This window comes from Arthrobacter sp. ISL-30, assembly GCF_018613855.1.
Lineage (GTDB): Bacteria > Actinomycetota > Actinomycetes > Actinomycetales > Micrococcaceae > Arthrobacter.
On sequence record NZ_JAGGPK010000017.1, the window covers coordinates 90541 to 116254 of the forward strand.

23 protein-coding genes and 1 pseudogene are annotated in these 25714 nt (G+C 64.2%); 6 read left to right on the forward strand and 18 right to left on the reverse strand.

Annotated features, from left to right (window positions below; all coding sequences use genetic code 11):
• Positions 1-50: 50 nt before the first annotated feature.
• The 5 genes from J7E82_RS07785 to J7E82_RS07805 all read right to left on the reverse strand — a co-directional run bounded on the left by J7E82_RS07785 (position 51) and on the right by J7E82_RS07805 (position 6276).
• Entirely contained in the window at positions 51-1679 is a 1629-nt protein-coding gene (locus J7E82_RS07785; RefSeq protein ID WP_214862048.1) for an extracellular solute-binding protein, read from the reverse strand.
• Positions 1680-1685: 6 nt separating this feature from the next.
• Complete coding sequence (locus J7E82_RS07790) at positions 1686-2558, reverse strand: carbohydrate ABC transporter permease (protein ID WP_214862071.1); 873 nt, start codon at positions 2556-2558, stop codon at positions 1686-1688.
• A 161-nt stretch (positions 2559-2719) separates the two neighbouring features.
• Entirely contained in the window at positions 2720-3706 is a 987-nt protein-coding gene (locus J7E82_RS07795) for a sugar ABC transporter permease (protein WP_214862049.1), read from the reverse strand.
• An 11-nt stretch (positions 3707-3717) separates the two neighbouring features.
• The gene (locus tag J7E82_RS07800) at positions 3718-5793 is read right to left on the reverse strand and encodes a beta-galactosidase (protein ID WP_214862050.1); all 2076 of its coding nucleotides are present in this window, start codon (positions 5791-5793) and stop codon (positions 3718-3720) included.
• 294 nt (positions 5794-6087) lie between these two features.
• Positions 6088-6276, reverse strand: coding sequence for a hypothetical protein (locus J7E82_RS07805; protein ID WP_214862051.1), 189 nt, complete (start codon positions 6274-6276; stop codon positions 6088-6090).
• Here J7E82_RS07805 and J7E82_RS07810 point away from each other — a divergent pair.
• Together J7E82_RS07810 and J7E82_RS07815 are read left to right on the forward strand one after the other, a co-directional pair.
• Positions 6275-7546 carry an aminotransferase class I/II-fold pyridoxal phosphate-dependent enzyme gene (locus J7E82_RS07810; RefSeq protein ID WP_214862052.1) on the forward strand — a complete coding sequence of 424 codons (1272 nt, stop codon included), beginning with the start codon at positions 6275-6277 and terminating at the stop codon, positions 7544-7546. The genes J7E82_RS07805 and J7E82_RS07810 overlap by 2 nt on opposite strands.
• A gap of 120 nt (positions 7547-7666) precedes the next feature.
• Positions 7667-8737, forward strand: coding sequence for a glycerophosphodiester phosphodiesterase family protein (locus tag J7E82_RS07815; protein WP_214862053.1), 1071 nt, complete (start codon positions 7667-7669; stop codon positions 8735-8737).
• Positions 8738-8807: 70 nt separating this feature from the next.
• Here the strand turns inward: J7E82_RS07815 and J7E82_RS07820 are convergent, their stop codons facing one another.
• The 7 genes from J7E82_RS07820 to J7E82_RS07850 all read right to left on the reverse strand — a co-directional run bounded on the left by J7E82_RS07820 (position 8808) and on the right by J7E82_RS07850 (position 14045).
• Positions 8808-9593 (reverse strand): DUF2182 domain-containing protein, encoded by a 786-nt coding sequence (locus J7E82_RS07820; protein ID WP_308113693.1) that lies wholly within the window; start codon positions 9591-9593, stop codon positions 8808-8810.
• Positions 9594-9636: 43 nt separating this feature from the next.
• The gene (locus J7E82_RS07825; protein WP_214862055.1) at positions 9637-10254 is read right to left on the reverse strand and encodes a DUF1326 domain-containing protein; all 618 of its coding nucleotides are present in this window, start codon (positions 10252-10254) and stop codon (positions 9637-9639) included.
• A 148-nt stretch (positions 10255-10402) separates the two neighbouring features.
• Positions 10403-10750, reverse strand: coding sequence for a GNAT family N-acetyltransferase (locus tag J7E82_RS07830; RefSeq protein ID WP_214862056.1), 348 nt, complete (start codon positions 10748-10750; stop codon positions 10403-10405).
• A 110-nt stretch (positions 10751-10860) separates the two neighbouring features.
• Complete coding sequence (locus J7E82_RS07835; protein WP_214862057.1) at positions 10861-11892, reverse strand: tyrosine-type recombinase/integrase; 1032 nt, start codon at positions 11890-11892, stop codon at positions 10861-10863.
• Positions 11889-12824, reverse strand: a complete 936-nt coding sequence (locus J7E82_RS07840) for a tyrosine-type recombinase/integrase (RefSeq protein ID WP_214862058.1) — start codon at positions 12822-12824, stop codon at positions 11889-11891. Before J7E82_RS07840 ends, J7E82_RS07835 begins: the two co-directional genes overlap by 4 nt.
• The gene (locus tag J7E82_RS07845; protein WP_308113694.1) at positions 12821-13288 is read right to left on the reverse strand and encodes a tyrosine-type recombinase/integrase; all 468 of its coding nucleotides are present in this window, start codon (positions 13286-13288) and stop codon (positions 12821-12823) included. Before J7E82_RS07845 ends, J7E82_RS07840 begins: the two co-directional genes overlap by 4 nt.
• Positions 13248-14045 carry a hypothetical protein gene (locus J7E82_RS07850; protein WP_214862060.1) on the reverse strand — a complete coding sequence of 266 codons (798 nt, stop codon included), beginning with the start codon at positions 14043-14045 and terminating at the stop codon, positions 13248-13250. Before J7E82_RS07850 ends, J7E82_RS07845 begins: the two co-directional genes overlap by 41 nt.
• Positions 14046-14514: 469 nt before the next feature.
• Here J7E82_RS07850 and J7E82_RS07855 point away from each other — a divergent pair, with 469 nt between their 5' ends.
• Positions 14515-15267, forward strand: coding sequence for an SRPBCC domain-containing protein (locus J7E82_RS07855; protein ID WP_214862061.1), 753 nt, complete (start codon positions 14515-14517; stop codon positions 15265-15267).
• Positions 15268-15328: 61 nt separating this feature from the next.
• On the opposite strand, the gene J7E82_RS20595 is transcribed toward J7E82_RS07855, so the two are convergent.
• From J7E82_RS20595 to J7E82_RS07870, 4 genes and pseudogenes are all read right to left on the reverse strand, one after another.
• Positions 15329-15481: a Beta-galactosidase C-terminal domain gene (locus J7E82_RS20595; protein WP_308113699.1), complete on the reverse strand. Its 153-nt coding sequence runs from the start codon at positions 15479-15481 to the stop codon at positions 15329-15331.
• On the reverse strand, positions 15412-17265 hold the full coding sequence (locus tag J7E82_RS21175) for a beta-galactosidase (RefSeq protein ID WP_308113695.1): 1854 nt from the start codon (positions 17263-17265) through the stop codon (positions 15412-15414). Before J7E82_RS21175 ends, J7E82_RS20595 begins: the two co-directional genes overlap by 70 nt.
• Before the next feature lie 275 nt (positions 17266-17540).
• Positions 17541-18888: pseudogene (locus J7E82_RS07865) on the reverse strand (MFS transporter).
• A 60-nt stretch (positions 18889-18948) separates the two neighbouring features.
• Positions 18949-19113: a hypothetical protein gene (locus tag J7E82_RS07870; RefSeq protein WP_214862062.1), complete on the reverse strand. Its 165-nt coding sequence runs from the start codon at positions 19111-19113 to the stop codon at positions 18949-18951.
• Positions 19114-19272: 159 nt separating this feature from the next.
• On the opposite strand from J7E82_RS07870, the gene J7E82_RS07875 reads away from it, so the two are divergent.
• Positions 19273-21084 (forward strand): RecQ family ATP-dependent DNA helicase, encoded by a 1812-nt coding sequence (locus tag J7E82_RS07875; RefSeq protein WP_214862063.1) that lies wholly within the window; start codon positions 19273-19275, stop codon positions 21082-21084.
• Between the two features lie 3 nt (positions 21085-21087).
• Here J7E82_RS07875 and J7E82_RS07880 read toward each other — a convergent pair whose 3' ends face one another.
• Together J7E82_RS07880 and J7E82_RS07885 are read right to left on the reverse strand one after the other, a co-directional pair.
• Positions 21088-22116 (reverse strand): nucleoside hydrolase, encoded by a 1029-nt coding sequence (locus J7E82_RS07880; protein ID WP_214862072.1) that lies wholly within the window; start codon positions 22114-22116, stop codon positions 21088-21090.
• 120 nt (positions 22117-22236) lie between these two features.
• The gene (locus J7E82_RS07885) at positions 22237-23736 is read right to left on the reverse strand and encodes an MFS transporter (protein WP_308113697.1); all 1500 of its coding nucleotides are present in this window, start codon (positions 23734-23736) and stop codon (positions 22237-22239) included.
• A gap of 139 nt (positions 23737-23875) precedes the next feature.
• On the opposite strand from J7E82_RS07885, the gene J7E82_RS07890 reads away from it, so the two are divergent.
• Positions 23876-24673 carry a GntR family transcriptional regulator gene (locus tag J7E82_RS07890; protein WP_214862064.1) on the forward strand — a complete coding sequence of 266 codons (798 nt, stop codon included), beginning with the start codon at positions 23876-23878 and terminating at the stop codon, positions 24671-24673.
• A gap of 36 nt (positions 24674-24709) precedes the next feature.
• Positions 24710-25573 carry a ribokinase gene (locus tag J7E82_RS07895; protein WP_214862065.1) on the forward strand — a complete coding sequence of 288 codons (864 nt, stop codon included), beginning with the start codon at positions 24710-24712 and terminating at the stop codon, positions 25571-25573.
• Positions 25574-25714 lie beyond the last annotated feature (141 nt).

Consider the following 25714-nt stretch of genomic DNA (forward strand, 5'->3'; position numbering starts at 1 on the left):
GTGTCGCCGTCGTTCTTTGCTTAAAGAGGGTCGGTCTTGTCGCGGATGCCTCAGCCCGCGTACGCCTTAGAGGCCTTGTTGGCCAACTCTACGTACTTGGACTGGCCCTTAGTGTCGAGTTCCTTGACGTACGCATCGAACTCACTCAGGGGCCGCTGGCCGGTGATGAACTTCAGGGTGTTCTGCTTGGCGTGGTCCTTCAGCGGGGTGAGCGCCAGGGTGGCCTGCTCACGGTCGACGTCGCTGAACGGAACAGGAGGGGCAACGGGCCGGGGCTTCTTGCTCTTCATGGCCTTCTGGAACGCCAGTTCCTCCTCGTTGAAGGTTGAGTGCAGCAGGTCGGTAGTGCCGCCGTAGGCGAAGTTGCCGCCCGAGAAGCCATACTCAACACGGAGGTCCTTGGTGCCGGCCGGGTTCAGGCCCTGGAAGTTGATGTCCGCAGCCAGCTTCCGCTTACCGCCTTCCTTGGTGAAGGTGGTCCCCTCCACGCCCCACTTGCTGAACTCCTGACCGGCGTCGCTGTAGAACAGCCAGTCGATGAACTGGATCAGCGCAACGAAGTCCTCGCGGTCCTTCACGGACGAGTTCAGCATGATGCCATTCTCCAGACGCGAGCCACCGATGATGTCGCCGGCCGGACCGCCGGGCACCACGATTTTGGAGACCGCAAAGTTGCCCTTGCCCAGGGACTGCTCCATGGACGTGCGGTAGGTGATGATGTTCTGCGAGTTCGCGCTGATCACGAACGACTTGCCGGAGACGAACTTCTGGATGGCCGCATCGTCTGGCTGGGTGAAGCTCTCCGGGTCCATCAGCCCCTCGGACACGAGCGAGTTGAAGTACGTCACCAGTTCCTTGAACTGCTGCGTCCCGGCACCGAAGCTGAACTCCTTCTTGGACTGGTCAAACACCAGTCCGTCCAAAAGGCCCCAGCCAGCCACGGTACCGAAGGCGGTGCCTGCGATGTTCAGCACGCTGTTGCCGTTGAAGCGGTCAGAGAAAGGCACGACGTCGGGATACGCCTTCTTGAGCTTGCGCAGCACTTCGCGGAACTCGTCCCAGGTCTTGGGCTCCGCGATGCCCTCCTTCTTCAGGATGTCCGTGCGGAACGCCAGTGTGTAATCCGGCCATAGCTCCTCATGCAGGCCAGGCAGCACGTAGTACTTGCCGTCCTCCTGGGTGAGGCCCTCGATCTCGGGCTCCAGCTTCCACTTCTTGACCTTGTCCTGGAAATGCGGCATGAGGTCCACATAGTCGCTGACCGGCAGGATGGCGCCCGAGGACACGTACGCTGATTCCTGGCCCGGGTAAGTCTTGGCGATGATCTCCGGCGCATTGCCGGAGCTGATGAGCAGGCTCCGCTTCTGCTCATAGTCGCTGCTGGGAACGATGGTGGGCTCCAGTGTGACGTTGTTGGCAGAGGCCATCTTGGTGAAGAGCAGCCAGTCCTTCTTGTACGGGTAGGAGGGCATGTCGCTGAACAGGAAGGTGAACGTCAGCGGCGTCGTCGCCTTGAACGTGTCCCCCACCCCAAAGCTGTCCATCGCGCCGGTGCGGGACTTGGAGGTATCTACCTCGGTGCCGGAATCGGAGTCGCAGCTGCTCATCATCAGGCCGATGGTGACGACGGACGCCAGACCGAGGAAGTCTCGTCTGCGGATCATGGGCTTTCCTTTCATAAGGGGTTATTCCTTGACGGAACCGAGCATGACGCCCGAGAAGAAGTACTTCTGGACAAAGGGATAGACACAGAGGATGGGGATGACAGTCAGGACGATGGTGACCGACTGGATGTTGGCCGCGATCTGGCCCAGGTTTTCCACAGTGCCGCCGGCGGAGCTTGCGGTGTTGCTGGCACCGGCGATCATGTTGCGAAGGTAGATGGTGACCGGAAACAGCTCGGGCTTATCCAAATAGAGGAAAGCCTGGAACCAGGAGTTCCAGTTGGCCACCGCATAGAACAGGACCATGGTGGCCACGATGGCCTTGCTCAGCGGCAGGACCACCTTGAACAGGACGCCGTACTGGGTAAGGCCATCGATGGCGGCGGCTTCCTCCAGCTCACGGGGCATGTTCTCGAAGAACGACTTCATGATCAGCAGGTTGAAGACGCTGATCGCGTTGGGCAGCACCACGGCCCACAAGGTGTCCCGCATGCCGAGGGAGCTGATGAGCACGTAGTTGGGGATGAGGCCGCCGTTGAAGAACATGGTGAACACCGCTATGCCGATGAAAACGCTGCGGCCCTTGAGGTCCTTCTTGGCAATCGCGTAGGCAAAGCTCGTGGTCAGCACCATCGAAATCGCCGTGGCCACCACCGTGTAGAGCACCGTGTTGCCGTAGTTGTTCCAGAAAGTGGAGTCGGCCAGGATCAGCTTGTACGTCTCGGTGTTGAAGCCCATCGGGAACAGGTTGACCCGCCCGGCATTGATGAAACCCTCGCTGGAGAAGCTCTGGGCAATGATGTTCAGGAACGGGTACACCGTCAGGAACACCACCACCAGCAGGAACGCCAGGTTGAACACCCGGAACGCCTTCATCCCGCGGGACTCCTTCATGTCCTTGACCAGGACTCCAGCTTCCTTTTGGGAGGGCGTCTTCCGGCCGGGCCGCTTCGGCGCGGACCGCTTCGGAGCTGGCAACTTCGGAGCGGGCGTCTTCGCCTCGCGCTCTTTGAGCTCGGAACTAGTCATGGTTGTCCCTTTCACCACAGGCTCGTTCACCACAGGCTCGTTCCTGCGAGGCGCTTGGAAAGCGCGTTGGCCGACAGGATCAGCGTGAGGCCAATGACGGATTCGAACATTCCGATCGCCGCCGCATAGCTGAAGTTGCTTGATTCCAGGCCCACCCGGTACAGGTAGGTGGAGATGACGTCCGACGTCTCGTAGTTGAGCGGGTTGTAGATCAGCAGGATCTTCTCGAAGCCCACGGCCATAAACGTGCCGATGTTCAGGATCAGCAGCGTGATGATGGTGGGCCGGATGGCCGGTAGGGTCACGTGCCACGTCTGCTGCCACCGGTTGGCGCCGTCGATCCTTGCTGCCTCATACAGCGACTCATCCACCCTGGTCAGCGCCGCGAGGTAGAGGATTGCGCCCCAGCCCATGGTCTGCCACACCTCAGAGCTGATGTACATGGGCCGGAACCAGCCGGCGTCCTGGGTGAAGTTCACCGTGGTGCCGAACACCGTGCTGGCGATCTGGTTCACCGTGCCGGTCATAGAGAAGTTCTGCAGGATCATGCCGGCGATGATCACAACAGACATAAAGTGCGGCAGGTACGCCACGGTCTGGACGGACTTCTTGAACTTCTGCGAGCGCAGTTCATTGAGCATGAGCGCGAAGATGATGGGCATAGGGAAGCAGAACAGCAGCGTCAGGACACCCAGGATGATGGTGTTCTGGAATGCCTGCCAGAAGCTGGGATCGTTGATGAACAGGGTGACGTATTTCAGGCCCACCCACTTCTCGCCAAAGATGCTGCCGCCGGGATGGAACTGCCGGAACGCGATGACGTTGCCGGCCATCGGCAGGTAACGGAACACCACGAAGTACGCCAACGGCAGCAGCACAAGCGTGTACAGCCGCCAGTCCCGTTTGATGGCCAGCTTCCAGCCGCCGGGCTTGTTCCGCGGCTTCTCCGTTTGGCCGGGTGGTTCTCCGGCGGGCGACGCCGTCTCGGGAGGAACTTCCAGTCTCATTGCCATGGCGCTGCCTCCTATCGGGTTGCTTCTGCCGTGACGGACTCTTCAGAAACAGACTCTTCAAGCACCAGCACGCCGAACGGCGGAACCTCAACCGTCCCCTGAACGCGACTGCCGCTGAGGAGATCCATGCCGCCGTCGAGCACGTCTACACTGGCGGGGGCGTCATTGTGGTTCAGCACCAGCAGGTAACTCTTCCCATCGCCGGATCGGCGGCGGACCTGGACGCCGCGCAGCGCTTCCAGGAGAGGTACGACGCCGGCGGCAGCGCATTCGTCCAGCAGCAGCGGGTGCAGCACGCCGCTGTCCACTCGGGCCGAGATGTAGGTGGCGCTGCCGCTGCCGAAGCGGTTCTGTGTGATGGCGGGCGATCCGGCCAGCCGGCCAGAGCTGTAGGAGGCCAGCACCTCCGCCGTTTCGGCGTGCAGGTGCTCCGTCCAGTACGACGCCGACCCGGCACCGCCGTCGGCCAGCTCCAGTTTGACCTCCTCCCCTTCGCCGGCGAGCGGGTGCATCTCTTCGCTCCAGGCGCCGAGCACCTTCCGCAACGCTCCGGGGTAGCCGCCCAAGCGGATGGTGTTGTCCTGGTCCACGATGCCGGACAGGTAGCTGACCACCAGGCGGCCGCCGTCGTGCACGTACTGCTCGATCCTCGCCGCCACTTCATCCGTAAGAAGGTACGACGCCGGCAGGACCACCAGGCTGTAGGCCGACAGGTCGCTCTTGGTGTCCACGAAGTCCACGGTGATATTGGCATCGAACAGCGGGCGGTAGAGGCGGAGCACCTCCTGCGTGTAGCTCAGGTCTGAGCGGGGCGAGTTGCCCAGTTCCAGCGCCCACCAGCAGTCCCAGTCGAAGACAACGGCGGCCCTCGCCGTGGAGCGCGTGCCGGTGATGCCGGCGAGGTTCTTCAGCTCCTGGCCTAGTTCGCAGACTTCATGGAAGATCCGGGTGTTGGGGCCGGCGTGGTTCACCATGCCCGAATGGAACCGCTCCGTGCCGCCCTTGGCCTGGCGCCACTGGAAGAACAGGATGGAATCCGCGCCCTGGGCGATGGCCTGGTAGGAGCCCAGCCGCATCTTGCCCGGCAACTTGGAGACGTTGACCGGCCACTGGCTGACGGCGCCGGTGGCCTGCTCCATGACGAGCCAGGGCTGGCCCTTCCGCAGCGAGCGCATCAGGTCAAAGTTCAGGGCGGCCGCGACGTGGGCGTCCTCGTCCCGGGGGTCCGGGTAGATGTCCAGGGCGACGGCGTCTTCCTCCGCGGCCCAGGCCCAGTAATCGTTGGTTTTGTAGAAACGCATGAAGTTGGTGACGATGGGCAGGTCCGGGGTGTGCCGGCGCAGGATGTCGCGCTCCGCCTTGTAGTGCTCCAGCAGGCTGTCCGAGGTGAAGCGGTGGTAGTCCAGGCGGCGGGACGGGTTGGACCATGTTCGCGGCTGGGCTGGGGCATTTACTTGGCTCCAGTCCGAGTAGAGCTGGCCCCAGACGTCGGTGCTCCAGGCCTGGTTCAGTTCGTCCAAGCTGCTGTACTTGCGTTGGAGCCATTCGCGGAAAGCCTTGTCGGCGTGTGGCCCGTAAGACACGGGGCCGTATTCGTTTCCGACGTGCCACATGCGCAGTGCAGGGTGGCTGGCGTAGTGCTCCCCCATCCGCTCGGCGATGGCCATAGCCTTCTTGCGATAGACAGGGTGGGAGACGTCAAAATGCTGACGGGAGCCGAAACCGAAGGTGGTTCCGTCCGCGAGGACTGGAAGAATGTCCGGGTGCTGGGCGATCAGCCAGGCCGGCGGGACGGCGTCCGGGGTGGCCAGGTCCACGCCGATGCCGTGCTCATGCATAAGATCCATGACTTCGTCGAGCCAGCCAAAGTCGTAAACGCCATCTGCGGTTTCCAGGCGGCTCCAGGAAAAGACGGCCAGTGTGACCAGGTTGACGCCGGCCCGCTGCATCAGCTTGGCGTCCTCCAGCCAGACTTCACGGGGCCACTGTTCGGGATTGTAATCACCACCGTAGGCAATCCCGCCGAGGCGCTGGTGCATGGTTTTCAGGCGGTGTTCCGCGGTGTGGGCGTCTGGCTCGATGGTCATCTTTGTCCTTTGGTCGGCACCTCCGATCGCGCGATTCCCCACCGTGCGACCTGCATCACTTGGAAGAAACTATCGTAAAGTTTACGCAAGCACAAGAAGTTGCCTGGGGAAGTTACCGTGGTTCTCCTTGCCGGTTTTTCGCCCAGGAGGCGGCACTTCCGCGTCTATGCGGGTCGGAACCGCTCTGCCTCCAAGGCTGAGGTAGTGAGAACTAGCTAATTGTTTCTGATAGTTCTCAGAAACTATCGGAGCCAGCACCGAAACTCCCGGGCAAGGGCGGGCTGCCTGGCCTCCCTACGCCAGGCGAGCGGCCGGCGAGCCGGATGCGGTAGCCGACAGCGCGGCGTCGTCGAACGCTGCCGAGCGGAAGGCATCGTTCAACCGCTTTACTTGACTCCCGAGGCAGTCCACAATTGGTCCCACCACAGCCTCCACTGGCTCAGCAGGGTGCTGCCCGACTGCCATGCTGAGGAACGCTGACATGAACAATCCACTGATTCCGACGGATTCCCCTTCGGGACCCGGCAAAGAAGGCAGGAGCAGGAGCGAGGCTCCGAATGCCGACGCCGATCCCGCCCCAGCAGTGTCCGACCGGGCGGCGCGACTGGCGTCCATCCCCTCCTTTCGACGGCTTGAGCGCTACATCAGCCAATTAGGCCCTCGATGGCAGACGGCCGGCTGCGACTTCACTTTCGGCAACCCGCACCAGATGCCGCCCGACCGCTTCGTCAATACGCTTCGGGATGCCCTGAGGCCACAGAATGATCAGTGGTTCGCTTACCAGACCAACGCGGCGCCTGCCCGGGAGGCGGCGGCCGAATCCCTACAGAGGTTGCTGGATGTCCCGTTCCGGCCCGACGACATCTACCTCACCACAGGAGGGTTCGCCGCGATCGCGCTGGCGCTGAAGACCGTGGCGGATCCAGGCGACGAGGTCATTTACAGCCTGCCGCCATGGTTCCTGTACGAGCCGCTGGTCCTCGAGGCGGGACTCGTGCCTGTGAAGGTGACCATCAATACGACCACCTTCGACCTGGATCTCGCCGCCATCGAGGCAGCAATTACGGAGCGCACCCGCGTGGTGATCATCAATACGCCCAATAACCCCACGGGGCGGATCTACCCGCCAAGTCTGCTGCTCCGCCTGGCGGAACTGCTGGAGACGGCCTCGGCCAGGATCGGCCGTCGGATCTACCTCGTCTCGGACGAACCCTACAACCGGATTGTCTACGACGGCTTGCGCTTCCACAGCCCCGTGGAGTTTTATCCCTACACGCTGCTGGCCTACTCCTACGGCAAGACTCATCTCTCGCCTGGCGAGCGCGTCGGCTACCTGGCGCTCCCGCCCACCATGCCCCGTCGGCATGAGCTGCGCCCTGCCATCAACAGCCTGCAGGTGGCCATGGGGTGGGTCTACCCGAACGCCCTGCTACAGCACGCGCTTCCAGAGCTGGAGAAGTTCTCCATCGACGTAAACCAGTTGCAGCACCGCAGGGACCGTCTGGTCAGCGCGCTCGGCAGCATGGGCTACCGGATATGGCCGCCGGAGGGCGCGTTCTACCTTTATGCCCCGTCTCCGATCCTGGATGACGAGGCGTTCACTGAATCACTCGCACGCCGGAATGTGTTCGTGCTTCCTGGTGTGCTGTTCGAGACCCCCGGCTTCTTCCGGATATCCCTGACCGCGAACGAGGACATGATCGAGCGCAGCCTCCCTGCCTTCGAAGCGGCGATGAAAGCGAGCACAGCCTGATCCCAGTGTTCTTGTTAACCTCAGGTCCAACTCCCCGCACACCTTCAGCCACTTCGCCTCCATAGCGTGGACGGGTCGCCGGCGCACCGCCGGTAACCCCGTCACCCAGGAGGAACCATTATGCGTACAGTCCTGACCACCGCGGCCGCCGCCGCGCTCATCGCCGCTATGGCGAGCCCCGCCGTCGCCGCCCCCGACGCCGAAGCCGGCACCGCGCCGTCGTCGAACGCTGCTGGAACCACTCCTTCGGCAGTTAAGACCAACGAACGCAACGGCTCCTTCGACCTGCAGTCGCACCGTGGGGGCCGCGGCGAATGGAGCGAGGAGTCCTTGGCCGCGTTCGCCAAATCCCTCGAGCTCGGCGTGACAACCCTGGAACTGGACACCCACCTGACCGAAGACGGCAAGGTCATCGTCTGGCACGACAACACCATCCAGGCGAACAAGTGCATCGACACCGCCCCCGCCACGGACGGCGACAGCGAATTCCCGTACGTCGGCGACCGTGTCGCGGAGCTCTCCCTCGCCCAGATCAAGACCCTGAACTGCGGTTACACCCAGCTGCCCGGCTACCCGGAACAGGACGTCATCGAAGGCAACCGCATCGCCGAGCTCAAGGACGTCTACCAGCTGGCCAACGACTACGACGCCGAGAAGGTCCGCTTCAATGTGGAGACCAAGGTGGAAGACGGCAAGGCCGGCGGCGAAGGCATGGTGGCCCTGACAACGGCCGTTATCACCGAGATCTACCAGGCCGGCATGGCCGAGCGCACCACGCTGCAGTCCTTCGACTGGTCCTCACTGAACCTGGCCAAGCGGATCGCCCCGCAGCTCCCGCTCGTCGCCCTCTCGAGCGGCGACGCCTGGCTCCAGGTCGGTCAGCCGGGCGCCAGCCCGAACCTCGGCGGCATCGACATCGACGACTACGACGGTTCCCTCGCGAAGGCTGCAGCTGCGCAGGGTTACGACGTCGTCTCCCCCGCCTTCGCCTCCGTCACCCCTGAGATGATCGCCGAAGCCCACGAACTCGGCCTGCCCGTCATCCCCTGGACCGTCAACAAGGTCGCCGACATGGAGCGCCTCATGGACCTCGGCGTCGACGGCATCATCACCGACTTCCCCACCCGCCTGCACACCCTCATGGAAGAGCGCGGCTTGAAGCTGCCGAAGGCGTACACGCTGAGCAGCTAGCGGTCTTAGCTACAGCCGGGATAGGCCACCTCACGGTGGCCTATCCCGCGCACATGCTTTCCGGCCACTCCTACATTGAGTGTCCGGGCATCATCGCGGGCGACAAGGCTACGCCGATCGCGATGACGGCCAGCGCCACCGCTACTGAACGGTTAGCGAGCCGTTTCCAGGGGAGCATTTTCTCCAGTGCGATGAATGCCCCGACCACTGCCATCCAGCCGATACTCATCATGCCCAGTGCGAACAGTGCGACCATCAGCGCCCAGCAGCAGGTGACGCACCATGCGCCGTGCTCGACCCCCATGCGCAACCCACCCAAGTATCCCCGCCGCATGCGGTGCAGGACGAAGTCAATGGGCGTGCGGCATTTCATGAGGGAGACGTTCTTGGCTGGCGTGAGCTGGTAGATGGCCGCAGCAAAGATCACTCCCGCTGCGAGGTAGCGACCGCCTGGATCCGATGAGAGGAAGTCGGGAAGAAGTGACGTGGCGGTCTCGTAGAGCGTATAGGTGGCGAATCCAAAGATCGTCCATGCAATAAGGTAGCCGGCAACGAAAATGGCGGTGGAACCTGACGGGGCATAGCGTCCGGATTCGCGACGGTGGCGCTGGATCCGGGCGTACGCGACGATCATTGGTGCCGCCGACGGAAACATCATTGCCGCCAGCATCACGACCCACGTCGTGATGAAGAAGCCCAGTGGTCCCGGATCCGTCCAACGCCCCATGTCCATCCCATCCATCTGGGCGGCAGAGATGATCCAACCTACGGCGGCGAGGGCAAGTAGAACCGTGACTAGGCCGGCAACACGCAGATCGACCCCGAAAGCTGCGGCGCGTGCGGAAGAGCGCGTCACAGCACCTGCATTCAGCTTCCTGTTTTGCATGTGTGGACGACTATCACGCCCGGCCCTTGAAGGTGCCTTCGGCCATTTCGCTTGCGTAGCTGAAGTCTCCGGTTTCGCCGTAGACGCCGTCGAAATCCAAGCCGAAAAGGTCCGAGTGGCCCGGCCCTTTTCCAATCATGAACTCGGGGGCGAAGCCGAACATCGCATTCTTGACTGTGGTGACGCCGCCTTCAGGTCCAGGCAGGGACTCGAAGGTGTAGTTCGCACTCTCGCCGACAGACACGGACGGCGACTCGCCGTCAGACAGCATGATGCTGGCTCGCTCGACGCCCAGCCACTCTCCATAGAGGGCTGCGAAATCCGCGAAGGCGCCGCCGGCGTCGCCATGGAGGATCTGTTCGATGGCAGCCGCCTGCGCTTCGGAGGCGCTTTCGTCGATGACAACACCAACCTTCCAGCCGCCCGCGCTGAGGTTCGACGGGAACCAGCTAACGAAGGCGAAGTCGACTCCCGAAAGATCGGTATCATCGAGGTTCCCTTCGGCGATATGGAACACGTTGAGGCTACGGCATTCACCGTTCGGACCTGTGGGCTGGGTGTCGATCGGGCACGGGCAGATCAGCGAGCAGGTGCAGTTACCTACGTACTTTCCAGACATTTCCCACGACATTTTGGGCTCTCCTAGCTGGCAGCAGGCCTAGGAGTTGTGTCCTGAGCGCAGTGCCGAATTGATCACTGAAATGAGGCCCAGCCCCCATCAGTGCCAACGCTACTCGGCATGATAAGGGAGCCAATATGGTGTTCTGCCCCGGGATGACCTAGGCGCGGATCGTCTGAGCCAGGGCCGTTTCGAGGAACTCGAGGTGAGCCGGCGTCGTCGCCGTCGTGTCATCTGCGTACTCGGGGTGTTTCGTGAGGAACTTCTTGATGTAGGGGCAAACCGGCACGATGTTCAGGCCCGCGGCGACAGTCTGGTCGAGCGCCTCGGAGGCCAACTTCCCGGCCAGCCCCTGTCCGCCGTACTCCTCGTTGATGACTGTGTGGTAGAAAATCCGCTGCGGTCCGCTGTCGTAATCCTTGTACGCGGCCTTCCCGATCACACGACCGCCTACGAGCACCTCAAAGCGATCCCACTCGGGATTGTGGCGAATGACGACGTCGTTCATGCGGATTGTTCCGATTCTTGGGTTATTCCGAGGACGGTTGGTGTCGCCGCCTGAAGGGCGTGTGACCTGGGGAAAGGCTGCGCCGGTCGCGCGACTATCGGGATAACGCGTCAGTCTGTGAGTCCGCATAGGCGCTGGATGATGTCCTCGTGGTTGTGCCAGATCGGCACGGCTGGCGGACTGGTGCTGATTACGCTGGTGGCTTTGGCGAGGGCTTGACGTTTCATTTCGGTGTCGGCGTGTGCGTAGATGAGCGTGGTCTCGGGGTCAGCGTGACCAAGCCATTCGGTGAGCAGTGGCAGAGGCATGCCTGCTTGGTAGAGGTGCATGGCGCGGGAGTGGCGCAGCATGTGCGGGTGGACCTTCTCGGGGATTTCGGGGCAGCTTTCACGGGCCTTGGCGGCGTGCTGACGGAGGAACCTGGCGACGTTGTCGTCGGACATGGATGTCTTTCGGTGCCTGTGGATCGTGTAGAACAGCGGCTGTCCAGGGTCGAGGTCGGCGTGGAAGGCCGCGGTGTAGCGGCGGCAGTGGGCGGCGGTCTCGGTGTTGATGGGCAGGCGGCGGGGTTTGGATCCTTTTCCGATCAGGTCGACGGTGAGCCGTTTGGTGTCGATGTCGCCGAGGGTCAGGGCCAGCATCTCGGCGTCACGGGCGGCCAGGTCGTACATGAGGATCATGAAGAACTGGTCGCGCAGGCCGGTCTTGGTGCTGGCGTCGGGGGCCGCCAGCAGAGCGGTGATGGCGGTGGTCGTCATGTAGCGAACGGTCGGCGTAGCCGGGGTCTTCAATTGGGGGATGCCGTTGAGGTCGGCCAAGTGCATGGCCAGTGTCGGCTCAGCTGTGGCGGCGTATCTGAAGAAGGAACGGATGCAGGCCAGTCGCTGGTTGTAGGTCGTTGCCGTCCAGCCGCGCGTCGTCCTCATGTGGTCAAGGAATCCGATGACGCAGGCTCGGTTGAGGGTCGTGAAGGTGATCTGGCTGAGCGGAACCTGTCGGCTATCGGCGAGGTGGGCCAAGAGCATGTTCCAGGTGTGGCGACAGGAGGTGATGGTGCGGGGGCTCGCGCCGCGTTGCCGGGGCAGGATCACGGTGAACCACTCGCGCAGGTGCCGGTAGAAGCTGTCGGTTGGCGTGGTCATGGCGTCACCTCCGGGATGATTCCTGCCGTGCCGGTCAGCCCTGTTGCGGATAGGCGCTCGGGCAGCAGATGCATGTAGTAGGCGGTTGCGGAGTAGGTCTCGTGGCCCATGTAGGCCGACAGGTACGGCAGCCAAACGTTGAGGTCGCGGCCTTCCTCAACCCAGCGCATCAGGGTGCGGGTGGCATAGTTGTGGCGCAGCGTGTAGGGCGTGGAGCCGGGCGCCAAATCTCCAGCCATACCGCGGCAACGGTGGTACGAGGCTGTCAGCCAGCGTCCGCGGTAGGGCTGTCCGGGGTGGTCTTCGAAGAAGAACTCTCGGCCGGGGCGGTGCAGGTTCGCCAGCTCGTCGAAGCGGGCCAGCAGGGCGGCCATACCGGCGTCGATCGGGACGCGGCGGTCCTTGTTGTACTTGGTCTGCTCGATCATCAAAATCGCCTTGTCGAGGTCGACGTCGCCGCGGCGCAGCCGCCGGGCTTCCTGCGGCCGTAACCCGCAGCCCAGCATCAGCCGGAACACCACCGGGATCGTGTACTCGCGAAACGGGCTGGCCGAGCAGGCAGTGAACGAGTCGGCTGCTGAGAAGAAGGTGGCCAGCTCCTCGTCGGTGAAGATGTGCGGCAGGCTCCTGGCACGGTGGCTGATCCACTCGGCAGGCAGCACGAACGCCTCAGCGTCGACTATCTTCAAGTACTTGCCGAACTCGCGGATCGCATGGGCCTTGTACGCAGGCCATTCGGTACGTGTGCCTTCCTCACACCAGGCCGTCACCAGCTCCCGCGACAGAATCGTCTCGCCGGGCCGATGGGCCACGCAGAACCGGTCGAAGCTCTTCATCGGATAGACCAAGGTCTTCGCGTAGCCCAGACCGGCTCGCCACTCGAGCATCGCCTCGATCTGTGCCGCGAAGCCGCTGCTGAAGGTCGCGCTCATCGCAGGCCCTCCACGGTAGGAGCGAAGCGGTCAAGAGGCAGACAGCACGCCCGCAGCGACTCATCGGCCAGGGCAATGTAGCGCCTCGAGGAGGCGAGCTGGCCGTGGCCGAGTACCTGTGCAGCCAGCTCCAGCTCGGCACCGGACTCGACCAGACGAGTGCCCGTCGTGCGCCGCAGGGCGTGGAACGTCTTGCCGTCGTGGGCCTGGTGAGACACGCCAGCTTTGTGGAGCCACCGATTCATGATCAGCGCCCCGGTCGGGCCGCTCAGCTTCACGAACGGGGCGTAGACACGGACAAAGACCTCAGGCGCCTCGCACACCGGTCTGCCGTGCAGGAGCCAGGCGGCTATCGCGTTGCCAGCCTCAGCCGACAGCGGCAGCGTCAGCGGTGCCGACGTCTTGTGCTGGACCAAGCGGATCTCATCCCGACGCCAGTCGATCTGGTCCAGCCGTAGCGACACGATATCGCCACAGCGCAGCCCGGTCGACAACGCCAACCGGACCCGCGTAGTCCCTCTTCCCGCGCGGGGAGCCAGTCTCGATCGCGGCGAGGATCCGGCCAGTCTCCTCGGGCGTGAAGCACGGTAGCGCCCGTGCCCGCCGCGGCCCGACCCTTGCCAATATCGCCTCGACCTTCAGCCCCGAGCAGCCCTGCTGGTTGGCGAACGCGAAGAACCGCTTGATGGCCCACACGGTGTTGCCCATGCCCGATGTGTGGCGGGGCCCGACCGCGACGAGGAAGCCACGGACATCATCAAGCGTCGCCGCTCCAAGGGTGCAGCCAGTGCTGTCCAGGTAGCGCAGGAACTGGCGCACCTCGCAGACTGTCAGGCGCACCGAGCTGGATGCCAGCTCGCCGCGCAGCGACTCCGCGAAGGCAGTGAGGACCGACTCCCCAGTCGTGCTCAGGCCCGGCGCCGGCCTGCGCCGCCGCCAGACCACGACCCCAGTCTGCTGAAAGTGCAGCATCACCCTGACTGTCTTCTCCAGCGTCGACCGCATCGTGGGGCCGATCTCCCCACGGCGCACCCGCTCGTCCATGGCCGCCAGGAACTCCTCCACGGCCCGTTCTGTCAGCCGATCGATCCCTCGGCCGCCGCAGAACCCAACCACAACATGACAGCAGCTTCGGTAGTACTTGACGGACGCATCGGCCAAGCCGATTCTCGCGGTTTCCTCCAGCACGCCCTCAGCAAGCGCTTCTAACCCCTTCTCCATGACCCGGACCTCCATCGGACGGCCGCGGCCACTCCGAATGGGCCGCGATCACACCACGATGTACATGAAACCCCTTCGATGCACAGGGAACGCCCGGACCAAGACGCCCGCGCTCAGCCCCCGAAGCACGACAGGATTATTCCGACCCAGACGGGAGACTGCCGAGGTCACAGGCCCGCCCCCCGCAGCAATCCGAATAATCCGAGAATCGGAACAATCGACGTTATTCCGAGCTCGGAATAATGTTGATCTCCTTCTCTTTAACGTAAGGTTCCCGCCGGCCCTGAGCCGGCGCGGGTCTGCTTAGCCTAACCGCGCAAGGGCTCGGCTTTATTTCCCCGCCCCACCCAACTGGGTCGCAGTTGTTGTCGTTATCAGCCCCAATAACGACAACAACTGTCGGTCAGTTGGCAGGGACAGCGATTGGAAGGGTTGACATGTGATCAAATGGTCACCTATCGTTAATTCCATGGACGCCGTTTTCAAGGCACTCTCCGACCCCACCCGCAGGGAGCTCCTGGATGAGCTCTTCCGCGAGGACGGTCAGACTCTGAGTGCGCTCGAAGCGCGGTTCAGCATGACCCGCTTCGGGATCATGAAGCATCTCAGAATCCTTGAGGAAGCCAGCCTGGTGGTCACCCGCAAGCGCGGCCGCGAGAAGCTCCACTTCCTCAATCCGGTGCCCATCCGCCTCATCCATGACCGCTGGGTGAGCAAATACGCAGAACCATGGGCCGCTGCCCTCAGCGACCTCAAATCCAGATTGGAAAGTCCCATGGAAAAGATCTTCGAAATCTACATCAAGACCACCCCAGAACGGCTCTGGGAAGCCATCACCAACAGCGAGATCCGCAGCAAGTACCAGTTCGGCATGCGGATCCAGTCGGACTGGACACCGGGGTCCCGCTTCGAGATGGCTCCCGACGGCGGCGGCCCCCTCGGTGAAGGCGAGAACCTTGAAGTCGATCCCCCGCGTCGCCTCGTCCAGACCATGCGTGCCCTGTGGAGCGACGACGTCAAGGCCGAAGGCACGTCGCGCATCACTTGGGAAATCGAACCGGTGGGCGACGACTCCTGCCACCTCACGGTCACCCATGACCAGCTCCGCGAAGGCGCCAACGAGGAACTCTACGGCGGTTGGCCGATGATCCTCTCCGGCCTCAAGACCTGGCTGGAGACGGGCGAAAAGCTCACGACACCGGGCTCGCTGCTGTACACGTAAGGGACGACGGCGGGTGGTTGAGCTTGTCGAAATCGGGTTTCGACAGGCTCAACCACCAATTCTATGCGTCAGTCTCCACCAGCACCCTCACATCCCACGCTCCCAGCTCCAGCACATCCCCGTAGTTCATGTACTCCCCCGAGATCACATCCCGGGCCGCCCCGGGCAGCTTGAAGCTGCCCGGTGTCCAGGACCAGTTGTGGATGAAGCGCAGGTGGTCCCCATTCCTCGCTGTGGCGCCAGTGACGGTCTGTGAGGCGGAGTTCGGGCGCCACTCGCTAATGTCCTGCTCGCGAACAGCCCATTCAGCAATGTCCCGAGCCAGTGCCTCGTCGGAACCGTGCCCACATAGGTAATGCGCCCGTCACCGTGCAAAGAAGTCGTCACAGCCGGCCAACGCCCGAAGTGCGGATGGTCGTAACCAGCCAACACCTCGGCACCAAGGGACTGAACGCCGTCGATCCAGCGCGTGCCCGCGGCACCGGCGCTGCATGCAAAACCCGAGCCCTCAGCCGTTACAACCTCGATAGGAGCAGAAAGCGTGCTGAACTCGTCGTAGAAAAGCCCGGCGGCCTCATCAAGGTGCGCGGGCTTGCGCTCAAGCCGCGCGCGGGCCTCCTCGTCCTGGTAGCCCGTGCGAATCCCCAAAACTAGGTGTCCCCCGGCGGCGGCATAGGAACGAAGCCAAACAAGCTCCTCATCCGAGGCAATGGCCAGGCCGGCGGCCACCAGAACAGGGTGCGCGGCCGCGTACTCCCCCGGATCGGAGGCGACCATCTGGCTGGGGTGCAGCAAGCGTGACTGCAGTCCGGCGTCGAAAGCTCCCCTATAGAAGGAGTCAAAAATGGTCTGGAAAGACCGCGGGTCTGCCGACCCATCAGGGAGCGGCAGTTGGGGCGACTCCTGCAGCGCCCACTTGGTGTCGTTCGAATAGACCAACACAATGTCTGCATCCGGGGTCAGTCCGGTCACCAGCTCACCGGCAGCTGCGAAGTCCGCGCCCAGCGCCTTGATCTGCTCGTAGACGCGACCCGGCTCCAGGCTGTGTGGCAGGATGCCGCCCCAGAACGTCTCAGCGCCGAAGTGCAGGGTGTGCCAGTGCCAGTATTCGATCATCGTGGCGCCGCGGGAGACCAGCGCCCAGGCGGCCTGGCGCCACTGCCCATCGTAGGCCGGCTCGTTGTGGTGGTCAGGGCCGATCGCCTGCGCGTTGGTCTCCGTGACAAGGAACGGCGCCTGCTTGGAGGAGAACATGCGGTCCGCCGTCGCATACAGCGACCACGTTCCCTCCGTGGTCCAGCCCTGCTTGGTGGGAGCGGGAGCGGGCAGGGCCAGGTAGTCCTGCATCCGGTAGTACGGGTTGCCCGCGGTGACATCCAGTTTGGAGGTGAGGTCGTCGTCCTTGACGGTCGGCCGCTCATACGAAATGCAGGTGGTCACAAACTGGTCCTCGCGCGCATACTCACGGACGACGTCGGCCTGCCAGTGAATGAAGCTCGTAGTGAGCTCGCCCTGGAAGCGCCGCCACGCGAGCGAGTATTGCGGCTGCACATTCCCGTCCGGCGTCCACAGGTCCGCCCAGTCCGACAGCCGGTGCGACCAGTACGTCAGGCCCCACTCGCGGTTGATGTTCTCCACGGTTCCGTACTGCTTGCGCAGGCGCTCGACGAAGCGCTGGAAAACGCCGTGGTTGAAGAAGATCTCGTTGCCCGGCTCGTTGTCCACCTGGAAACCGACGACGGCGGGGTGCCCGGCGTAGCGGGCCACGACCTTCCGGATGATGCGCTCGGCGTGGAAGAGGAGGGCGGGATGGGTGTAGTCGATCTCCTGGCGGGCTCCCCAGCCGATCGGTTTCCCCGTTGAACGCTGGGCGTTGATCTCCGGGTACGCCCGGGCGAGCCACGGCGGCGCCGCGTACGTGGGCGTTCCCAGGATGACCTTGATGCCCCTTGCATAGGCTGCATCAAGGACGGGCTGGAGCCATTCGAGGTCGAACACGCCGTTCTCCGGCTCCCACGTTGACCAGACCGACTCCCCACGCGAATCACCGTGAAGTGCGCCTGCTTCATCAGGTCCATGTCGGCTTCGAGCCGCTCCATGGGCTGGTACTCGTGGTAGTAGGCTGCGCCGAAGAGGACGCTGTCTGTGGGGTACGGCAAGGTGGTGCCTTTCGAAGAGTCAGCAGCATTAGTTAGCGCTAACAACACTGCAGCACATACGTCATAAGTACAAGGCTCTTGGGAGCACGGGTGAAGGTTTTTTGTGGTCTGCGGCTACGCTGTCTTCCGTTCCCGCCACAGCAGCGACAGCACGAAGACGACGGCGCCCAGCCCCAGCATGACAGCAACCATCCGGCCCCAGTTTTCCTGGCTCACTCCGCTGCTATAGAAGATTCCGATTATCACCGTGGCGGTGATGGCGCCGAGGTAGCGGCACGTCTGGAAGATCCCTGCGGCAACGCCTCGTTCCTCCGGCCGAGCCGACAGGTAGAGTCCCTGGTTGGACGCAGTGCTGACGACCCCATACGGCAGGCCCATTAGCGCGGTCAGAGCCAGCACCAGCGGGATCGCGAACGACGCCGTCAGTAGCCACAGCGCGCCGGAGGCCGCCGCGAGGAGGACGACGCCGGACACCAGCACCCGCTGCACGCCGTACCGCTCGATGCCCCGGACGGCCAACGGCGTCGAAAATGCCGAGATAGTCGCGAGTGGCAGCATGAGCAGGCCGACCAGTCCGGCGTCGTACCCTGCGGCTTCCTGCAGCAACTGCGGCAGGCCGAAGAAGGCAAAGTAATAGACCCCGTTGAAGACGGCGAAGCACACATACACGAGCAGCAGCGAACGGTTCCTGGCCAGCAGCCGGACGTCGAGGAAGGGCGGGCTGGACGAAGAGCCCGGCCAGCACGGTGGATCCGGCGAGCAGCCACCAGCGGTAGTCGGGCAGCACATTCAGCAGCGCCATCATCAGCAGGGTCAGCGATCCGACGAAGCCCAGGATGCCTGGCAGGTCGGAGTCGCGCAGGAGCACGGAGGCACGCCCGCGCTCAATCCCCGTGTCGTTTGGCGCGAAGCGACGCACCGCGAACAGGGCCACGAGCGCCAGCGGCACATTGATCGCGAAGAGAGCCTGCCAGCCGATCAGCCCCACCAGCAAGCCGCCGACGACGGGCCCCACCGCCGCTGCGGAGGTGTTGGCCAGTTGGATCCGGCCGAGGGGTCGAGTGGGGCTGAGGCTGGCTTGTTTGCTGAGCGCCGAAACCATGACAACCGCGCTGGGATACGCGGTGGCAGTGCCGATCGCCATGAAGACCCGGGCCACGCAGACAAGCGCGAAGTTGGGCGAAAACGGGGCAAGCACACACGTCACGGCGACCACGCCCATGCCAAGGATGAAGAGTCTGCGCGGCCCGAAGCGGTCGGCCAGCCGGCCCATAAGCGGCTGCCCGGCCGCAGAGGTGAGATAGAACGAGGTGATCACCCAGGTGACGGTGGCGGCGTCGAGCCCGAAGTCCGCACGCAGCACCACCAGGGCGACGGCAATCATGGACGAGTTCAGCGGATTCAGCGCCGTCCCGATGCTGAGGGCAGCGACAGCGACGCCGGCTCGCGGAGAATTCTTCACGCCCTCCAGTCTGCGGCATGGTTGCCCGGGAGAACGGTAAGGGGCCTGTGGGCAGCGTCACTAGGCCGGGTGGGCCTCCTGCTTGGCTTTCCGTTTCGCCGCTTTCCGTGCCGCTCGGAGCGCGCGCCGTTCCAGGCGATCTACCATCGCCAACAGCACGATAACCGTTACCATCCACAACACCGCGACCGTGAACACGAGGGTGATCGCCGCGATTGAGTCCATACAGCGAGTTTAGATCTGCTTGATGCAGATAGTAAGCGGACTTATCGCCCCACACTAAGGGCTTGAGCCCGGCGCAAAAGCGCTACGCTGGAAGTCCTGGCTGAAGCCGTCCGGCCGCAACTGTGAAACGCAACGTATACGCTGCCGGAGCCGCCCGCCATGACTAAACAATCCACCAGCCAGAGCTCCCTAACGGACGAACGACTTCGCGAGATTGCCCGGAATTCCTTGGGGTTAGAGCACCTCCGCGAAGGCCAGCTTGCCGGTATTCACTCCCTTGTTGAGGGACGAGATGTCCTCGCGGTAATGCCCACGGGCTACGGGAAATCGGCGATCTACCAGCTTGCGGCGCTGTTGCTCCGCGCGTCTGCGACGTCGAATGGCCCAGCGGCGGCGAACTCAACGTCGGATGCCCCAAAGCCCGGTCCCGCCGTCGTCGTCTCGCCGCTGATCGCCCTCCAGGAAGATCAGCTGGACGGGCTCAACGAAGCCCTCGGCGCAAACGCTGCCGTTGCCATCAACTCAGCGCGCAGCGAGTCCGAGCAGGAAGAGGGCTGGGAAGCGGCCGAGCGCGGCGACGCACATTTCCTGTTCCTGGCGCCGGAGCAACTCGCAAAGGAAGGCACCGTGGAGCGGCTGGCCAAGCTTGGCGTCTGCCTGTTCGTGGTGGACGAGGCGCATTGCGTATCCTCGTGGGGCCATGACTTCCGGCCCGACTATCTCGCACTTGGGGAGGTGCGCAAGCGGCTGGGGAATCCACCCACCGCTGCCCTGACCGCCACAGCCTCCCCTCCCGTCCGCGAGGAAATCCTGCAACGGCTTGGTATGACCGGACGGCCTGACGTGCAAGACGTGCTGGTCCTGGTGCGGGGATTCGACCGGCCCAACATCCGCCTGGAGGTCATCCGGCACCACGAGGACGCGCAGAAGCGACGCGCCGTCGTCGAGCAGGTGGCGGAGCTGGTGGGCGGCGGGCGCGCCGAAGCCAAAGGCCCGGGCCTGCTCTACGCCGCCAAACGCAAGGACACAGAGCAGTACGCGGCGGACTTCACCAAGCGTGGCATCCGGGCCGAGGCGTACCACGCGGGCCGGCGAAAGGCGGACCGCGAGCGTGTCCAGGATGACTTCATGGACGGCAAGCTCGACGTGGTCGTTGCCACCACCGCGTTTGGCATGGGGATCGACAAACCCGATGTCCGCTTCGTCTTGCATGCCGACATTCCCGAATCCCTCGACAGCTACTATCAGGAACTCGGACGCGCTGGCCGGGACGGCGAACCGGCCCTTGCCGTGCTGCACTATCGCGCCGAGGACCTGGGCCTGCGCCGCTTCTTCGCCGCGCATAAGCCGGACCCCGACTCGCTGCGAAGCGTGCTGGAGGCATTGCGCGACGACGGCGGCCCGGTCTCGCAGAAGGAACTCGCCGAGCGGACGGGTCTCCCCGGCCGGCGCCTCACCGGCCTGCTCAACCAGCTCAAGGACACGGGCGCGGTCTCCTTCGGTAGGCGGGGTGTCCGGCTCAAGGCAAGCGCCGAGCCGTCCGACGTCATCGAGCTCGCCCTTGAACGGGCCGAGTCCCGGCAGCGCATCGAGCGTTCGCGGATCGAGATGGCCCGCGGCTATGCCGAGACGGATTCCTGTCGGCGCCAGTTCCTGCTGGGCTACTTCGGCGAGGAGCTACCCGAACCATGCGGCAACTGCGATGCCTGCGACGCCGCAGCCTCTCGCGAGGACACCGCCTTGGGCCTCCAATCGAAGATCGCTTCCCGGGCGGAGGAGCATCACGACGACGACACTTCCGACGAGGCGTTTCCCCTGCAGGCCGCCGTCGAGCACAAAGAGTGGGGACCCGGCGTCGTCATGCGGCACGAAGACGACGTGATCACGGTCCTGTTCGAGCAGGAGGGCTACAAGACGCTCTCCCGCGAGGCCGTCCTTGAGAACGGCCTGCTCAGGGTTAGTGGGCGATAAGGGTCAGCGGCCGCTGAGGACTGCTTCCTCCTGGTCGAGTGTGCTCACGCTCTGGGCGGCCGCTTCCGGGAACCAGTCTGATTGCAGCGTTTCCAGCAGGTGCGGCGCGAACTCCTCGGCGAGGCTCAGCACAACCCTGCACCTCGCTCCGGGCTGCTCCGGGAACCCCATGTACAGTCCTCGCAGGTCGCACACAGTCTGGCCGCGGCCGGGACCATCGGTGGTGTCCACCTCGACATGGACGATCGGGGCAATCGCCACCTCAATACCGCCGACGGCGATCGCTGCTGCGAGGGGATCGTGCATCGCCGAACAGGCGCGGCCGAACTGGTTGACGTAAAACCCGAAGTAGTAGCCGAGCATTCCACCCAACGCCTGGGCCATGGGGTGGTCCGTGGCCAGCAGCTCCTGGCGATGGCCCTCCTCCAGGACGTTCGTCATCGTGACGTCGAGCGGCACCAGCGTGACGTCCCAGTCCGCGGCGAGAACCTCGGCGGCGGCTTCGGGATCGTTGGCGATGTTGGCCTCCGCGACGGCGGTGATGTTGCCGGGGGCCGAGGCCGCACCGCCCATAATGGTGATCTCCGCAATCAGCTCCGGAAGCTTCGGTTCCAGTCGCAGGGCCTGGGCAATGTTGGTCAGCGGACCGATGAGCACGACGCGCAGCTCCCCCGCATACTGGTTAGCCAGCCGGACGAGGAGTTCCGCGGCCGACTCGCTGACGGTTTCGCGGTTCGACGTCGGCAGTTCCACCTCGCCGATACCGTTCGCCCCATGAACGTGCGGGGCGCCGCCACGGAAACTGCCAACCAGCGGGTCATGAGCGCCGACGGCGACCGGGATGTCCTGATGGCCCGCCAACTGGAGCAGGTCCAGGGTGTTCCGCGCTCCTCCGGCGGCGCTGATGTTTCCGCTGACGGTCCCGATGCCCACGAGCTCCGCATTCGGCGCGGCGAGCAGATACGCCAGGGCGAGGGCGTCGTCAATGCCGGTATCGCAGTCGAGGAAGAAGGGGCTGGCGGGCTGTTCAATCATTGGGTTCTCGCTTCGTGGGTTAGTGCTGAAAGGTGTTGCGGCGTTGGTGGGGGTGCTTTGGCGAACGACGGCGGGTGGGGACCGGCGCCGCTCCGGTACCCCATCCGCCGTCGGACGCTAGATCTTTTCGCCCTTGGGTGCGGCGATGAACAGGCCCGCCAGGAACGCGGCCGCCGTGATGGACACCGAGATCCAGAGTGCGGCCGAATAACCGGCTGCGGTCCCGAGTCCCGCGAACGGAGCAACGACGACGACGCCCAGGCTCGCTCCGATGCCGAAGGACGCGCCGTTGATTCCGGGCAACGCCGCCGGGGCTTCCTTCGGCGAGAGCAGCACGGACAGTCCGTTGATGGAGGTCAGGAAGAAGCCGTTGTAAAAGATGCCGAGGGCGGCGATGGCGATGAGGACAGCGAGTTGGTTGCTGGCGAAGAGCGCCGCAACAATGGCGCAGGCGAGACTCGCTGCCGTTCCCAGGCGGACGGTCCTGATCCAGCCGCGGCGGTCGGCGATCCAGCCCGCGAGGGGTGCCGCGAAGACGCCGATAAGGGCCGCCGGGGTAAGGAACAGCAGCGCGGACAGTGAGGCGCTGAGGCCAAAGCCGCTCGCGCTGTCCTGGCTGAGCAGGACCACGGTGAAGTTGATGATGGCGAAGATGCCCGCGAGGGTGAGGACCGTCGTCGCAATGACCGGCCAGACCTGACGCGAGCGCAAGTGATGGATGGCGACCAGCGGCGTCGAACGCTTCTTCTCGATGAACCAGAAGGCCGTGAAAGCCGCGATGCTGCCGGCCAGGAGGCCAAGCGCGGCCGGGGACAGCCAGCCTGCGGACGAGCCCGTGGAGACGAAATAGGTGAGGAAGACCAGGAAGAGGGACAGGGATCCGGCGCCCCACCAGTCCATGCTGCCGGTGGTGGTGGCGGGTCGACCGTTCGGGACCACCTTGAGGACGCAGACGACGGCGATGACGGTCAGGACGAGGACAGCAACGAAGATCGACTGGAACCCGAGGGTCTCCGCCATGAGTCCTCCGAAGTAACCGTCGACGCCGCCGACGCCCCCATTGACCGCGGCGATGATGCCCACCGAGGTGCCGAACAGGCGTGCCGGAAGGTTCTCGTTCAGCACGATGTAGGACAGGGCGAAGACTGCGCTGGAGACGCCCTGCAGGAACCTGCCGGTGACGAGGATGGGCAGCGTCGGAGCAACGATGCAGAGAATCGTTCCGGCGCCCATGATGCCCAGCACCAGGAGCAGAGCGGTGCGTCGGCCGATGAAGTCGCTCCAGCGGCCGATGACCGGGCCGGCAATGGCGCCGGCGAGGAAGAACATCGACTGGACCTGGGCGACGCTTTCTGGGCTCTCACCGAAGAAGGCGCCGATGTGCGGAAGGGCCGGGGTGACCATGCTGGCGTTCAGCTGGAAGGACAGGACGGCGAGGATCAGCGTGGTGATCAGCACGGCGGCGCGGCGGCCGCCGAGCTGGGTGGCGGCCTGTGGTGCCGCTTGCGTAGCGGGCTGGGGTGCCGCCTGCGAAGCGGGCTGGGTTGCCGTTTGCGTGGCCGGCTGGGTTGCCTGTTGTTCGAGTGTTTTTGGCTGCTCTGCGGTTGGGATATTCACATCAAACTCCTTTGTCCGATGGCGCGGGTGGTTGAAACAACGCGACGCCTTGAGATGTGAGTTGTTATACAAGCATGTATTACGAGCCTGTGCAACTTCTGAGGTACAGTGTGCGGTAACCGATTTTGAGCGAGGCCTCGTGAGCGACAACGCCGTCCAGTTCCTGTCCCGACCTATCACGCCCCAGCCCGGGCAACCCCTGCGGGTGGCTGCCTACTCCCGGATTGCTGAAGCGATCCGCACCAGGCTGCTGCCTCCGGGGTCATTGCTGCCCACCGAAACCGAACTGGGCATCATGATGGACGTCAGCCGTACCGTGATCCGGGAAGCTCTGATGTTGCTCGAGGAAGACGGCCTCACCAGGGCGCGTCGCGGCGTCGGACGCTTTGTTGCAGACTCCCTCCCCCGCATCGGCATCGAGAAAATCCGGCCGTTCGACCAGCTACTCGGCGGCTCTGAGCACGACGTGCAGGTGAAGCGCGTCCTAACCGAGCTGCAGCCGGCGTCGGAATTCGTCGCCCCTGGCATCAGCGTCGAGCCCGGCGAGGAATGCTGGCTGTGGGAGAGCGTCCTGATTCGCAATGGCGAGCCGATAGCCCACCTGCAGGAGCACGCGCCTGCAGGTTCTGGCACAGGTGCCGGGTCCGACGTCGACCAGCTCGCCTCAGCTGCTGAGCTCGCCGTCCGCAAGACCCTTGCGGCCCAAACCCTGCTCGAGGTCCTCAGCGGGCTTCCGGGGCAGGCTCTCGGTCCTGGCGAGTGCGAAATCAGCCTGAGCACCGCGGGTCCGAGCCGAGCGAAGCTCCTCGCCCTGCGGCCCTCGGACCCGGTGCTCGTCCTCACGCAGTACGTCCGCCGGAGCGGCGCCCCGTTCTACCTCGCAAAATGCCTTGTGGCGGCCAAGGCCGGCCACCTCTCCGTCATCCAGTCCGCCTAGCCTCGTCGGCACGGCCCTCCCTGCTAAGGAATTCCCATGAATGACTTCCTCCGTCCTGCCCTCACAGTTGTGGGCAGCATCAACCTCGACATCACGGCAACGGCCGAGAGACTCCCCTCCCCCGGCGAAACCATCGGCGGCGCCGTCCTGCGCCAGCAGCCCGGCGGCAAAGGCGCCAACCAGGCAGTGGCAGCAGCGCGCCTTGCCGGCAGGTCCCGGATGGTTGGGGCGGTGGGAAACGACGATGCCGGACGCCACCTTCTTGAGGCGATGGCTGCCGCCGGGGTCGACACTCGGGATGTCGCGCGTGTTGATGCTGCGACCGGGACTGCCCTGGTGCTCGTGGACCGTGACGGCGAAAACCAGATCGTCGTATGTCCGGGAGCAAATGGCGAGGTCTCCGTTTCCGGCGTTGCCTTCGCGGAGGACGAGGCCGTTCTATGCCAGCTCGAGGTTGACCAGGCAGTGGTGCTGGATGCTGCGCGGGCCACTCGTGGCTATTTTGTGCTCAACGCCGCGCCGGCCGCGCCCCTGATCCCTGAGCTGCTGGAACGCTGCGACCTCGTAATCGTGAACGAGACCGAGTACGAGCTGATCCCGGAGCTCAAGGAAGCTCGCCTTGTGGCGGTGACGTATGGCAAGGACGGGGCGGCGATCTATGAACAGGGCCAGCGCGTGGCCGAGGCCCCGGGAGTGCCTGTGTCTGACGTCGCCAACACCATCGGCGCCGGGGACGCGTTCTGCGCCGCCTTGGTGCTGGCTCTTCGTTCGGAGCTGGATTATGGAAGCGCGCTGGCAGTGGCGAACGCCGTGGGCGCAGATGCGGTGCGGGATCCGTCGTCGCAGCCGGCCCTGAAGCCGCTGGAACACTACATCGAAGCTGCGATCGCCAGCCGGTGATCGCCCCTCCCCAACTGACTGGCAGTTGTTGTCGCCAAAACCCGGGCGGAGTCAAGTAGTCGGGGCAACGCTGGGGTTTAGGCTGCCAGCAGCAGTTCGTTGAGCCGGTTGGCTGGGGTTTGCAGGTTCAGGGTGGGCCGG

Bases quoted from the DNA above. Each gene is read 5' to 3' on its own strand.
- J7E82_RS07805 (WP_214862051.1), bottom strand. From the start codon at position 6,276: ATGTCAGCGTTCCTCAGCATGGCAGTCGGGCAGCACCCTGCTGAGCCA.
- J7E82_RS07800 (WP_214862050.1), bottom strand. From the start codon at position 5,793: ATGACCATCGAGCCAGACGCCCACACCGCGGAACACCGCCTGAAAACC.
- J7E82_RS07840 (WP_214862058.1), bottom strand. From the start codon at position 12,824: ATGAGCGCGACCTTCAGCAGCGGCTTCGCGGCACAGATCGAGGCGATG.
- J7E82_RS07850 (WP_214862060.1), bottom strand. From the start codon at position 14,045: ATGGAGAAGGGGTTAGAAGCGCTTGCTGAGGGCGTGCTGGAGGAAACC.
- J7E82_RS07785 (WP_214862048.1), bottom strand. From the start codon at position 1,679: ATGAAAGGAAAGCCCATGATCCGCAGACGAGACTTCCTCGGTCTGGCG.
- J7E82_RS07825 (WP_214862055.1), bottom strand. From the start codon at position 10,254: ATGTCGTGGGAAATGTCTGGAAAGTACGTAGGTAACTGCACCTGCTCG.
- J7E82_RS07835 (WP_214862057.1), bottom strand. From the start codon at position 11,892: ATGACCACGCCAACCGACAGCTTCTACCGGCACCTGCGCGAGTGGTTC.
- J7E82_RS07790 (WP_214862071.1), bottom strand. From the start codon at position 2,558: ATGAAGGAGTCCCGCGGGATGAAGGCGTTCCGGGTGTTCAACCTGGCG.
- J7E82_RS07810 (WP_214862052.1), top strand. From the start codon at position 6,275: ATGAACAATCCACTGATTCCGACGGATTCCCCTTCGGGACCCGGCAAA.
- J7E82_RS07855 (WP_214862061.1), top strand. From the start codon at position 14,515: ATGGACGCCGTTTTCAAGGCACTCTCCGACCCCACCCGCAGGGAGCTC.
- J7E82_RS07870 (WP_214862062.1), bottom strand. From the start codon at position 19,113: ATGGACTCAATCGCGGCGATCACCCTCGTGTTCACGGTCGCGGTGTTG.
- J7E82_RS07875 (WP_214862063.1), top strand. From the start codon at position 19,273: ATGACTAAACAATCCACCAGCCAGAGCTCCCTAACGGACGAACGACTT.
- J7E82_RS07830 (WP_214862056.1), bottom strand. From the start codon at position 10,750: ATGAACGACGTCGTCATTCGCCACAATCCCGAGTGGGATCGCTTTGAG.
- J7E82_RS07795 (WP_214862049.1), bottom strand. From the start codon at position 3,706: ATGGCAATGAGACTGGAAGTTCCTCCCGAGACGGCGTCGCCCGCCGGA.
- J7E82_RS07895 (WP_214862065.1), top strand. From the start codon at position 24,710: ATGAATGACTTCCTCCGTCCTGCCCTCACAGTTGTGGGCAGCATCAAC.
- J7E82_RS07815 (WP_214862053.1), top strand. From the start codon at position 7,667: ATGCGTACAGTCCTGACCACCGCGGCCGCCGCCGCGCTCATCGCCGCT.